Annotated in this window: 11 protein-coding genes; 4 read left to right on the forward strand and 7 right to left on the reverse strand. The window is 72.1% G+C overall.

From position 1 onward, the window contains the following. Nucleotides 1-143: 143 nt before the first annotated feature. Together HET64_RS30330 and HET64_RS30335 are read right to left on the reverse strand one after the other, a co-directional pair. The gene (locus HET64_RS30330; protein WP_215110349.1) at nt 144-1226 is read right to left on the reverse strand and encodes a PDR/VanB family oxidoreductase; all 1083 of its coding nucleotides are present in this window, start codon (nt 1224-1226) and stop codon (nt 144-146) included. Nucleotides 1227-1229: 3 nt separating this feature from the next. Continuing rightward, nucleotides 1230-2135 carry a metal-dependent hydrolase gene (locus HET64_RS30335; protein ID WP_215110350.1) on the reverse strand — a complete coding sequence of 302 codons (906 nt, stop codon included), beginning with the start codon at nt 2133-2135 and terminating at the stop codon, nt 1230-1232. A gap of 90 nt (nt 2136-2225) precedes the next feature. Between HET64_RS30335 and HET64_RS30340 the strand changes: the two genes are divergently transcribed. Continuing rightward, a complete protein-coding gene (locus tag HET64_RS30340) occupies nt 2226-2978 on the forward strand; it encodes a class I SAM-dependent methyltransferase (RefSeq protein WP_215110351.1) in 753 nt (250 codons plus the stop codon). 27 nt (nt 2979-3005) lie between these two features. Beyond that, on the forward strand, nt 3006-3494 hold the full coding sequence (locus tag HET64_RS30345; RefSeq protein WP_215110352.1) for a hypothetical protein: 489 nt from the start codon (nt 3006-3008) through the stop codon (nt 3492-3494). A 33-nt stretch (nt 3495-3527) separates the two neighbouring features. Here HET64_RS30345 and HET64_RS30350 read toward each other — a convergent pair whose 3' ends face one another. Both HET64_RS30350 and HET64_RS30355 read right to left on the reverse strand, forming a co-directional pair. Continuing rightward, on the reverse strand, nt 3528-5063 hold the full coding sequence (locus HET64_RS30350; protein WP_215110353.1) for a DUF1996 domain-containing protein: 1536 nt from the start codon (nt 5061-5063) through the stop codon (nt 3528-3530). A gap of 121 nt (nt 5064-5184) precedes the next feature. Then, nucleotides 5185-5727, reverse strand: coding sequence for a carboxymuconolactone decarboxylase family protein (locus tag HET64_RS30355; protein WP_215110354.1), 543 nt, complete (start codon nt 5725-5727; stop codon nt 5185-5187). A gap of 54 nt (nt 5728-5781) precedes the next feature. Here HET64_RS30355 and HET64_RS30360 point away from each other — a divergent pair, with 54 nt between their 5' ends. Continuing rightward, on the forward strand, nt 5782-6276 hold the full coding sequence (locus HET64_RS30360) for a MarR family winged helix-turn-helix transcriptional regulator (protein ID WP_215110355.1): 495 nt from the start codon (nt 5782-5784) through the stop codon (nt 6274-6276). A gap of 71 nt (nt 6277-6347) precedes the next feature. Here HET64_RS30360 and HET64_RS30365 read toward each other — a convergent pair whose 3' ends face one another. Next, nucleotides 6348-6995 carry a response regulator transcription factor gene (locus HET64_RS30365; protein ID WP_215110356.1) on the reverse strand — a complete coding sequence of 216 codons (648 nt, stop codon included), beginning with the start codon at nt 6993-6995 and terminating at the stop codon, nt 6348-6350. Beyond that, a complete protein-coding gene (locus HET64_RS30370) occupies nt 6980-8248 on the reverse strand; it encodes a histidine kinase (protein ID WP_215110357.1) in 1269 nt (422 codons plus the stop codon). Before HET64_RS30370 ends, HET64_RS30365 begins: the two co-directional genes overlap by 16 nt. Before the next feature lie 279 nt (nt 8249-8527). Here HET64_RS30370 and HET64_RS30375 point away from each other — a divergent pair, with 279 nt between their 5' ends. After that, nucleotides 8528-10675: an MMPL family transporter gene (locus tag HET64_RS30375; RefSeq protein WP_215110358.1), complete on the forward strand. Its 2148-nt coding sequence runs from the start codon at nt 8528-8530 to the stop codon at nt 10673-10675. A gap of 79 nt (nt 10676-10754) precedes the next feature. Here HET64_RS30375 and HET64_RS30380 read toward each other — a convergent pair. Next, nucleotides 10755-11218 (reverse strand): winged helix-turn-helix domain-containing protein (locus tag HET64_RS30380; protein ID WP_215110359.1); only part of this gene is annotated, 464 nt, incomplete at its 5' end.

The following is an 11218-nucleotide window of genomic DNA, read 5'->3' on the forward strand; positions in this document are numbered from 1 at the left end:
GCCTAGTCGTCGGCAGCGTCAGATGTGTATAAGAGCCAGGGGTTCCCCCGAGCCGTCCGGTCACGTCCCGGAGGGCTCGCCCCCGCCGGCGCACGTGTCCCACCGCTGCCGGGCCGCGGGGAGCCCGACAGCGTCAGGGGCAGTCAGAGGTCCAGGACCAGCCGCCCGCCCCGGCAGCGCGAGACGCAGATCAGCATCGAGTCGCCCCGCTCGTCGTCGGTCAGCAGATCGTCCCGGTGATCGATCTCGCCCTCCAGGACCCGCTGTTGGCAGGTCCCGCAGAAGCCCTGCTCGCAGGAGTACGCGACATGGGGCGCCGCGGTGCGGACAGCGGCCAGCACCGACTGCCCGGCCGCGACCGGCACCGTGCGTCCGCTGCGCCGCAGCTCCACCTCGAACGCCCCGGAACCGGGGCCCGCCGCGTCCCCGGTCGCCGCCGAGAACCGCTCCAGGTGCAGGGGATACCCCTCCGGGAGCGCGGCGGCCACGGCGTCCATCAGCGGCTCGGGCCCGCAGCAGTAGACCGCCGTGTCCGGGGCGAGACCGCTGAGCGCCGCCGCGATGTCCGGGTGGCCCGCCTCGTCCTGGGCGACGACCGTGACCCGGTCCCCGTCCGCGCCGAGCTTCTCGATCTCCTCCAGGAAGGGCATCGACCCCCGCGACCGGCCCCCGTACAGCAGCCGCCAGTCGGCCCCCGACGCGGCCAGCGACCGCAGCATCGGCAGGACCGGGGTGATCCCGATGCCGCCGACGACGAAGGCGTAAGCCCCCGCCCCGGCCAGCGGGAAGCGGTTGCGCGGCCCGCGCACCTCGATCTCCTGGCCCTCCCGGAGCTGCTCGTGCACCTCCCGCGAACCGCCCCGGCCGTCCTCCACCAGCCGGGTCGCCACCGTGTACGCACCGGTGTCCGCCGGGTCGCCGCACAGTGAGTACTGCCGCACCAGGCCGGACGGCAGCACCAGGTCCAGATGGGCCCCCGGCTCCCAGCGCGGCAGAGCGGTTCCCTCCAGCCGGAGCTGCACGACGCCCTCGGCGACCTCGCTCCGTCCGGTGATCAGCAGTCGGCGGACCGAGGTCGCGCGCCGCTCCGAGTGGCCCGATACCGGCTCGGGCAGGGCGGGCAGCGGCCACAGCGGTGACCGGGCGATCCGGCGTCTCAGGGCGCGCCGGGTGAGCAGGACGGCGCCGGAGACGAGCACGACGGTACGCAGACGGGGCGGCGCCATGGTTCAGGCCCCTCCTGTCGTGCCGGTCTCCGCGGCGAGCGCGGCGGGGGAGCGGGTCAGGTAGTCCACGGCCTGGGCCGTACTGCCCTCCTGCGAGGGGTGGTAGGACCGGCTGAGATAGCTCGGCACGGACCGCAGGATCGCGCCCGTGCTGGGCAGGGTGCCCTGCTTCCCGCTCGCGTGGAACGCCTTGAAGGAGGCCTTGCCGCCCAGCAGAGTCGGGTCGTTCTCCATGAAGAAGCGGGTGCCGCGCTGCCAGAGGAACACCAGCGCGGAGAACGCCGCCGCCCAGGTGCGCACCCGCCGCCGGTAGCCGCCGTCCACGTGAAGGAAGACGTCGAAGGCCACCGACCGGTGCTCGACCTCCTCCGCCCCGTGCCAGCGCAGCAGATCGAGCATGGTCGGATCCGCGCCCCGGCGGTCCAGGGCATCGGCGTTGAGGATCCAGTCGCCGAGGAACGCGGTGTAGTGCTCGATCGCCGCGATCGTCGCCACCCGCTCCATCAGCCACCACTTCGAGGCCCGCCCCGGCGGCAGTGTCCGGTCCCCGAGCAGCTTCTCGAAGAACCAGTCGACCTGCGCGGTGTACGGGGTCGGGTCGAGGCCCAACTCCCGCAGATGCGGGAGCACATCGTCGTGGGCCTGGGAGTGCACGGCCTCCTGGCCGATGAACCCGATGACGTCCTCGCGCAGTTGGTCGTCGTGTATGTACGGGAGTATCTGCCGGTAGACGTGGATGAACCAGCGTTCCCCGGCCGGGAGCAGCAGGTGGAGCACATTGATGGTGTGCGTCGTGAACGGGTCGCCCGGCACCCAGTGCAGGGGGGTCTTCTCCCAGGCGAAGGACACCTTGCGGGCCTTGAGGGGCGTCCGCTCCGACGCGACCGCCGCTGGCTGCGTGTTAGACATGGTGTCAATGTACTGACGGGTATGCGGCGGGACCAGAGGCGTGCAGAGATTTCCGTGCCGTTCCTGAAGGCCCCGCGCGATGATTGCTGTATGACGAAACCTGTGCAGGCCCGGTCCTTCGACGCCATCGCCGCCGACTACGACGCGCACCGCCCCTCCTACCCGCCCGCCCTGTTCGACGCCGTCGAGGAACTGGCCGGACTGCCGCTCTCCGGAGCCCGGGTCGCGGACGTCGGAGCGGGGACCGGACTCGGCACGGCACGGCTGTACGAGCGCGGGGCCCGGGTGACGGCGGTGGAGCCGGGCGACGGGATGGCCGGGCAGTTCCGCCGGGGGCTGCCGGACGTGCCGCTGGTCCGGGGCGACGGGAACAACCTGCCGCTGCGGACCGGTTCCATGGACCTGATCGCGTACGCCCAGGCCTGGCACTGGACCGACCCGGCACGCTCGATCCCCGAGGCCCGCCGGGTACTGCGGCCGGGCGGGGCGCTGGCCCTCTGGTGGAACGACGGCGACCCGTCCGTGGAGTGGCTCGTCGACCAGGAGAACCGCATGCGGGTCTTCTTCGGGGTGGAGGTCCCCGCCGTTCCGTCCCACCGGGCCCGCTTCCGGGCCGAACTGCCCGACGGGCTCGACTTCCGCACCCGGCAGGTGGCGTGGAGCCGTCGCGTACCGGTCGACGCCCATGTCGCCAACCTGGCCACCCACTCCGACTTCCTGATCGGCGACCCGGTCGAGGTCCGCGACTTCTTCGACCGCGAACGGGCCCTGCTGGCAGCCCTGTTCCCGGACGGCGAGGTCGAGGAGGCCTACCTCGTGAGTCTTGCCGTAGCCCACCCCTGAGCCCGTTTCCGGGTGCAGGATGGGCCGATGGCGACACAACCGGAAGGGCGAGGCACACGGCACGGCGGTGCCGTCGCGGCCGTCCTGGCAGGGCTTCTGCTCCTGGCCGGGTGCAGCACGGAACCGGCCGACGAGGGCGACGGCCGGGAGCGGCCCACGCCGCCACCGGCCGCGACGGGCACGCTGGAGCAGCTGGCGAAGAAGGCCGGCTGCGCCCCGAACGTGTCGACCGACGCGGCCGAGCTCCGTCAGGCCAACTGCAGGACGGACGAAGGCCGTTACGTACTGACCACCTTCGCCACCGACCGTGGGCAGCGGGAGTGGATCAACGAGGCCAAGGACTACGGCGGCTCGTACCTCGTCGGACGGCAATGGGTGGCCGTCGGTGATCCGGAGGTGGTCGCGGCGCTGCGCGGCCGGCTCGGGGGGACGGTGGAGACCGCCGCGCCTCACCACTCGGGGGAGAGCGGCGGAGGGGGGAGCGAGGACGGGCACTCCGGTCACCACAAGAGCTGACCGCGCAGGTTCACGGGGGCCGCACGCGCCGCGTCAGCGGCAGCGGCGGCCGTCGTTGATGCACCGCACCAGCTTCTTCATCAGCCGGTCGTCGAAGACGTTGATGAAGTCCCCGTGGTCGGTGATCGGCTTGTGCAGCTGCTCGGGGAAGGAGTCGACGGCGAAGCCCGGCCCCGGAGGCACGTCGTAGACGATGCGCTGCACGAGCTGCGGCACCGCCCGGAACCCGTTCGGGCACCGTCCGTTCTCCTGGGCGAAGGCCACATGGGTGCGGTGGTTGGCGCTGTCGGTGTTCTGCCCGTCCCAGCAGTTCTGGAAGGCGAACGTCCGCACCACCTGACTTCCCTCGGGACAGATCGGGTACTTGTCCGTCAGCTGCCGGTCCTCGAAGCCGGTGCAGCTCCACGAGGCGTTGGCGTTCGCGTCGCCGTTGGTGAACGCCTTCGCGTCCCCGGTGATGATCCGCAGGAAGCGTGGCATCGCGGTGACCCTGCCGGCGGGCGAGCCGACGAACTTCAGCGTCACCTGGGACGGCGTCTGGATCTCACCGACGTTCTGGTCCCGGCCGCCGCCGTCGGCGTCCACGTCGTTCTCGTCCTGCCCGTTCTGCAGGCGCAGGACGGGCCAGTAGTAGGTCGACCGGTCGCCCTGGTTGCGGCAGGTGGTCGCGCCGTCCGCCAGGTCGTCGTCGCTCGCGAAGGCGTCGTTGGCCTGGTTGCCGACGTAGTCGTGCATGTGGTGCGCGCCGTTGCTCACGCCGGGCGCGACGATGACGTTGTCCGGGTTGAACTTCCCGTTCTCGTTGCGGCCGCAGTCGGTGGTGAAGGTGCCCCGGGACGCGCCGCGGCGCTGGCGGGGCCGGTCGGCATCGGGCTGGACGGACCGGATGTCGACGAAGTCGGCGGCCTCGGGACCGTTGCCGCCCTGCCCCCGGCCGGCATCTTCGCCCTGGCCGGGGTCCTGGTCGCCGGGGTCCTGATCGCCGGGGTCCTGGTCGCCCGGGTCCTGGCCGGGGTCTTCCCCTTGACCGGGGTCCTGACCGCCGGGGTCCTGATCGTCCGGGTCCTGCCCCTGTCCTTCGTTCTGCCCCTGCCCGTCGTCGGCGCGCAGGCTGCACCCGGCGAGGCTCTCCAGCCCTTCCGGCCGCTGCGCCACGCGTCCGATGGCGATGCCGATGCGGTCGAGGCTCGCGGCCCGCTTGCCGCGCAACGGGCCCAGGACCGCGTTCTCCGCCAGCCCGGGGTCCCGGGCGAGCTGCTCCTTCCGGTCCGCGAACTGCCGGTAGGCGTCGGTGATCTGAGTATCCATCGCCGCGAGTTCGCGGTCGACCTCCCCGCGTGCCTGATCCGGTACCTCGGGCAGTCCGTTGACGGCTTCGGGGCAGTCGATGGTGGACAACTGGCGGCCGACGTTCTGCGTCCGGGTGGGCGGAGAACCGGACGGCCCTTCCCCCGCGGAGGCGTAGACGTTGACCGCGACCAGCCCGCCTCCCCCCAGGATCAGGGCCGCGGAGGCGGCGATGGCCCGGTTGGCGAGCGTGGAACGTTTCTTGCGCGATGTGCGTCGCATGGGACTCCTCTGCTTCGAGGGGGAAGCGTGACGTCCCATACGTGAGGGCCGCGCGACCCGTTCAGCGTCCCGGCCGATTCGTGGGAAGCTCCGGCCCGGAAGCGGACCGGACCACCGCATCTCAGGCGAAGGCGGCCAAGGGGGCATCCACCGGGGCTCCGGTGAGCCGGTTGGCCAGGGTCGACAGGGTGTACGCGCCGATCCCCAGGACCACTTCGAGGGCGTTCTGCTCGGTGTAGCCGTACGCCAGGAAGTCCCGCAGGGTCGCGTCGTCCACCGCGCCCGCCGAGGCGAGCACCGCCAGGGTGAACCGCCGCACGGCTTCCAGACGTTCGTCCGGGAGCGGGGCTCCGGCGCGGTCGCGCAGGGCCGTGACGAGCGCCGGATCGGCGTCCAGGGCGGTCAGCTTGGCGGTGTGCATCGCGACGCAGAGGTGACAGTCGTTGCGGGTGGCCATCGTCATGATCAGGACCTCGCGGGAGAGCGGGTCCAGGGTGCAGGCCTCGAAGACCGCGCTGATCTTCAGGAAGCCGTCCAGGGCGTGGGGCGAGGCGGCGAGCCGGGCGATGGCGGCGGGCCGGTAGCCCAGCCGCTCGGTCACCGCCTCCATGGCGCGCCGGGAACCGGGCGGAGCGGTCTCGGGGGTGAGATCGGGAAAGGGCATGGCGGGGCCTCTCTACGCGGGGCGGATCGGACAGGGCCGGTTACGATCGACAACATGGTTGACGAAAAAAAGGTAAACCAGGTTGTCGATTCCGGCAATGGCTTCGAGCTGCCGCTCCTGCTCTTCGCCGGCTTCCGCTCGATCATCGATGCCCTGCACCGGGATCTGGCCGAGCACGGGCACCCCGAGGCCCGGCCCGCGTACGGCTTCGCCCTCCAGGCGGTGGGCCGCGACGGCGCGGGCATCAGCGAGGTCGGGCGTCGGCTCGGGGTCTCCAAGCAGGCCGCCGGAAAGACCGTCGAGAAGCTGGAGACGCTCGGTTACGTGGAGCGCGCCCCGGACCCCGCCGACGGCCGGCGCACCCTGATCCGCCTCACCCCGCACGGCGTCGACCTGCTGGCCCGGTCCGCCGAGGGCTTCGACCGGCTGCGGGCGGAATGGGCCCGGACGCTCGGCGAGGAGCGGCTGGCCGCTCTGGAGCGGGACCTGCGCGCGATGGCCCCCAGCAGCGCGTTCCGGCTGGACGCGGCGGGCTGGTTCACGGGCTGATCAACGCCCCGCGCAGCCCTGCCGCGTGCGACGGGTCGGCCGTGGTACGCAGCCCTGCCGCGTACCACGGGTCAGCCGTGGTCCAGATACGCCAGCACCGCCAGCACCCGGCGGTTGTCGTCGTCCGACGGGGGCAGGCCGAGCTTGCCGAAGATGTTCGACGTGTGCTTGGCCACCGCCCGCTCCGTGATCACCAGCTGTGAGGCGATGGCGGCGTTGGAGCGGCCCTGGGCCACCAGTTCCATCACCTCCCGCTCGCGCGGGGTGAGGCCGCCCATCGGCCGGTCCTGCGAACGGCGCGACAGGAGCTGGGAGATGACCTGCGGGTCCATCGCCGTGCCGCCCGCCGCCACCCGCCGTACCGCGTCGATGAACTGGTCCGCGTCGAAGACCCGGTCCTTCAGCAGATAGCCGATGCCGCCGTCGCCGTCCGCCAGCAGCTCCCGTGCGTACAGCTGCTCCACGTGCTGTGAGAGCACCAGCACCGGAAGCCCCGGCCGGGCCCGGCGGGCGGCCAGGGCGCACTGGAGGCCCTCGTCCGTGTGGGACGGCGGGAGCCGGACGTCGACGACGGCGACATCCGGTTCCAACTCGGCCAGGGCCTTGGTCAGTTCGGGCCCGGTCTCCACAGCCGCGGCGATCTCGAAGTCGTACGCCTCCAGCATGCGCACCAGGCCGTCGCGCAGCAGGAAGAGATCTTCGGCTAGGACAACTCGCAAGGAATCTCCATGGTCACCATGGTGGGACCGCCCGCGGGACTGCTGACGGCCAGGACGCCGTCGAATGTACCCAGTCGCCGTTCGATTCCGCTCAGCCCCGAGCCCGATCCGACGACCGCACCGCCCCTGCCGTCGTCCGTCACGGAGATCCGGAGCATCCCCTCCGCGTGATGCAGGTCCACGTAGATCCGCTCCGCCTCCGCGTGCTTCACCGTGTTCGTCAGGGCCTCGCTGACCGCGAAGTACGCCGCCGACTCCACCGGGGCCTGCGCCCGGCCCGACAGCTCCACGGTCACCTCGGAGGCGACCGGCAGCCGCAGGGCCAGCGCCCGGACCGCGTCGCCGAGGCCCCGCTCCGCGAGGACCGGCGGGTGGATGCCCCGGACCAGGTCGCGCAGTTCGGTCAGCGCCTCCGCCGAGGACTCCCGGGCCATCGCCAGCATCTTCTTCGCCTGCGCCGGGTCCTTCTCGATCAGCGCCTCGATCGTGCCCAGGTTCATGCCCATCGCCACCAGCCGGGCCTGCGCCCCGTCGTGCAGGTCCCGCTCGATGCGGCGCAGCTCGGACGCGGCGGTGTCCACGGCCTCGTGCCGGGTCTCGGTGAGCCGCTCGACGCGCTGCGCCAGCTTCTCGTCCCGGGTCGGCCCCAGCAGCGTACGGGCGAGCAGGAAGTGCGCCCGGAGCACCGGCTCGGTGGAGCGCAGGCCGAAGTGGAAGAGCACGATCCCCAGCGCCAGGGCGGCCAGACCGGTCAGCTGGCTGCTCACCGGCACGAACATGTACCAGTACGGGTCGTCCTGGAACACCCGCCACAGCCCCGCCGCCAGGACCAACGATTCGATCGGGTAGAGCATCAGCCCGGCGGCCACCACGGCCAAGACCGTGCCGGCCGTCATGTCCATCAGCAGCCACAGCAGGTCCCGCCAGGTCGCCGGGTCCTTCAGCATCAGCGTGGTGCGCTCCACCTGCCCGGTGACGCCCGCCCGCAGATCCTTCGGGAACGGCCGGTACGGGACCGGAATCCGTACGTACGACCACGTCGCCGCCCACAGCCGCCGCTGGTTGGCGTGCTTGCGCACCGCCTCCAGCACCACCGGGGTGGTGAACACCCCGATGCCCAGCAGGATGAAGACGATCGAGAGCACCGCGAGCACGAACAGGGTGATGGACCCCGCCAGACCGGCCACCGACAGGAACAGCCCCCGCCCCGCCGCCAGCCCCGACGACCGCAGCCGCCCCGAGAACACCTTCATCGCGATCCCTCTCCCCTCGCCGGAACCAGGAAGGTTCTCCCGGGCCCCGCTCCCCGTCGGAGCCGGGTGGTCCCCGGTCCGGAGCCAGTCTCACCCGGCACCGCCCCGCCGCGTCAGCCGGTCCGCCACCCGGAGGGGGTGTACCTGGCACCACCCCCGCGTCCGCCCCCTACGCCTCCGTGACCGGGGGCTCCGGCGGCTGGGGCGGATCGCGTCCGATTCCTAGATTCGAAGCGTCCCGATCACTTACCTGACGCTTACCTCCGGGGGAGAAACCGCATGAGGCGCAATCTCGCCGCACGCATCGGCGTGTGGAGCACCCACCATCGCAAGACGGCCGTTCTCGGCTGGCTGCTCTTCGTCGTGCTCGCCACGGGCATCGGGGGGGCCACCGGCATGGTCGAGATGACCAACGCCGAGAACGGTGCGGGCGAGTCCGCCCGCGCCGAGCAGATCCTCCTCGACGCGGGACTCGACAAGCCCGCGGGCGAACTCGTCATGGTCTCCGCCCCCGCCGCGGGGGACTGGAAGCCGGCCGCCGAAGCCCTCGCCGACGCCGTACGGCAGACCGGCGAAGCCCAGAACATCGCCCCGCCCGTCGCCTCCGAGGACGGCAAGGAGGCCTTGATCGCCTTCGAGATGAAGGGCGAGGCCGCCACCTCCTCCGACCGGATCCAGCCCGTCCTGGACGCGGTCGCCGCCGTGGGCAAGGACCACCCGGGCACCGGGATCCACCAGTTCGGCGAGGCCAGCGCGGGCAAGTGGCTCGGCGACCTGCTGGCCGAGGACTTCAAGAAGGCCGAGTTCACCGCCGTACCCCTGGCCCTCGGCATCCTCCTCGTCGCCTTCGGAGCGGTGGTCGCCGCCCTGCTCCCGGTCGGGCTCGCCCTCACCGCGTGCATGGCCGCCTTCGGCCTCCTGTCCATCGCCAGCCACCAGCTGCACCTGTTCCAGACCACCTACTCGGTGATGTTCCTGATGGGCTTCGCCGTCGGCGTCGACTACTGCCTCTTCTATCTGCGCCGCGAGCGCGACGAACGCGCCGCCGGACGGGACGCCGAGACCGCCCTGCGCATCGCTGCCGCCACCAGCGGCCGGGCGGTGCTCGTCTCCGGCCTCACCGTGATGGTCGCGATGGGCGGCATGTTCCTCTCCGGGCTCCTGCTGTTCAAGGGGTTCGCGCTCGCCACGATCATCGTCGTGTTCATCGCCATGCTCGGCTCGGTCACCGTTCTGCCCGCCCTGCTCTCCTGGCTGGGCGACCGGATCGACGCCGGCCGCATCCCGCTGCTCAACCGCCGCGCCAAGCACGGCCAGGCCGGCAGCGGCCGCATCGTCGGCCGGGTGCTGGGCCCCGTGCTCGCCCGGCCCCGCGCCTTCGCCGTCGCCGCCGTCGTCCTGCTCCTCGCGCTCGCCGCGCCCGCCCTCGGCATGAAGACCGAATCCCTCGGTCTGGAGAAGCAGTTCGGCTCCGACTCGCAGCTCTCCATCGCCCACAGCCGGATCACCGAGAGCTTCCCCGGCGGCCCCGCCCCCGCTCTCGTCGTCGTCACCGCGCCCGACATCGCCGCCCCGGAGGTCACCAGGGCCCTCGACGGGTTCAAGGACGTCACCGTCCACCGCGCCGAGAACGTCGCCGAGATCGAGATCCCCCTCCCGCACGGCACCGCCGACCTGACCGAACTGCGCGACAAGCGGCTGCCCGCCGCGTTCGACGGCACCGGGGCGCAGGCCCACGTCACCGGGGAGACCGCCGGATCGGTCGACTTCAACGATCAGCTCCGACGCGGCATCGTCCCGGTCTTCGCCTTCATCACGGCGGTCACCTTCCTGCTGATGCTGTTCTGCTTCCGCAGCTACGTCATCGCCGTGACGTCCATCGCCCTCAACCTGCTCTCGGTGGCCGCCTCCTACGGCGTGATGACCGCTGTCTTCCAGCACGGCTGGGGCGCGTCGCTCATCGGCTCGGAGGGGGTCGGCGCGATCGAGGCGTGGATGCCGCTGTTCGTCCTCGTCGTCCTGTTCGGCCTGTCCATGGACTACCACGTGTTCGTCGTCTCCCGGATCCGGGAGGCGCGGGGCGGCGGCCTGGACAACCGGGCCGCGATCGAGACCGGCATCCGGCGCACGGCCGGGGCGGTCACCGGGGCGGCGGCCATCATGGTCGCGGTGTTCGCGGTGTTCGGCACCCTGTCCATGCAGGACATGCAGCAGATGGGCGTCGGCCTCGCCGTCGCGGTGCTGCTGGACGCCACCGTCGTACGGATGGTGCTGCTGCCCTCCGTGATGCTGCTCCTGGGCGAGCGCAACTGGCGCACCCCGCGGGGCCTTTCACGCCTGCCGAGCCTGGAGGAGGAGAACCATGAGGGATACGGCGAGCCGGCCCGCCCGGTGAACATCCCGGCCCCGGCGGCCCGGCAGTTCTGAGACGCCCGGACGGCCCCGGACCACGGTGAGGAGGAACCGTGGTCCGGGGCCGCCGGGCGTTCCGGGTGGACCGAGCGGGTCAGGGCGTGTACTTGTACCCGACCCGCCGGACCGTCTGGATCGAACGGCGGTACTCCGCACCGAGCTTGCGGCGCAGCCGGGCGACATGGACGTCGACGGTGCGCCCGTCGCCCACGTGCCCGTAACCCCACACCGTCGTCACCAACTGGTCGCGGGTGTGCACCCGGTGCGGGTGCGCCACCAGATGCGACAGCAGCTCGAACTCCAGGTATGTGAGGTCGAGGGCGACGCCGTCGACCGAAGCCGTACGCCGGGTGGCGTCGATCCGGACCGGACCGCCGGGCGCCCCCTCGTCGGCCGCCCGGTCGGGCTCCGGCTGCTGCGGGAACGGCGAGCCGCCCGGCCGGAGCCGGGAGGCCGCGACGGCCCCCGCGAGCGCCGGCTGCTGGTCGGCCGGCACGAGCACCAGGTAACCGATCATCGGCGGCTGACCGGGCAGGGTGGGCAGGGTGTGCTGCGGGG

Origin of the sequence: Streptomyces sp. McG3 (assembly GCF_018619185.1) — a bacterium.
GTDB lineage: Bacteria > Actinomycetota > Actinomycetes > Streptomycetales > Streptomycetaceae > Streptomyces.

Bases quoted from the DNA above. Each gene is read 5' to 3' on its own strand.
- HET64_RS30375 (WP_215110358.1), top strand. From the start codon at position 8,528: ATGAGGCGCAATCTCGCCGCACGCATCGGCGTGTGGAGCACCCACCAT.
- HET64_RS30340 (WP_215110351.1), top strand. From the start codon at position 2,226: ATGACGAAACCTGTGCAGGCCCGGTCCTTCGACGCCATCGCCGCCGAC.
- HET64_RS30330 (WP_215110349.1), bottom strand. From the start codon at position 1,226: ATGGCGCCGCCCCGTCTGCGTACCGTCGTGCTCGTCTCCGGCGCCGTC.
- HET64_RS30335 (WP_215110350.1), bottom strand. From the start codon at position 2,135: ATGTCTAACACGCAGCCAGCGGCGGTCGCGTCGGAGCGGACGCCCCTC.
- HET64_RS30360 (WP_215110355.1), top strand. From the start codon at position 5,782: ATGGTTGACGAAAAAAAGGTAAACCAGGTTGTCGATTCCGGCAATGGC.
- HET64_RS30355 (WP_215110354.1), bottom strand. From the start codon at position 5,727: ATGCCCTTTCCCGATCTCACCCCCGAGACCGCTCCGCCCGGTTCCCGG.
- HET64_RS30345 (WP_215110352.1), top strand. From the start codon at position 3,006: ATGGCGACACAACCGGAAGGGCGAGGCACACGGCACGGCGGTGCCGTC.
- HET64_RS30350 (WP_215110353.1), bottom strand. From the start codon at position 5,063: ATGCGACGCACATCGCGCAAGAAACGTTCCACGCTCGCCAACCGGGCC.
- HET64_RS30370 (WP_215110357.1), bottom strand. From the start codon at position 8,248: ATGAAGGTGTTCTCGGGGCGGCTGCGGTCGTCGGGGCTGGCGGCGGGG.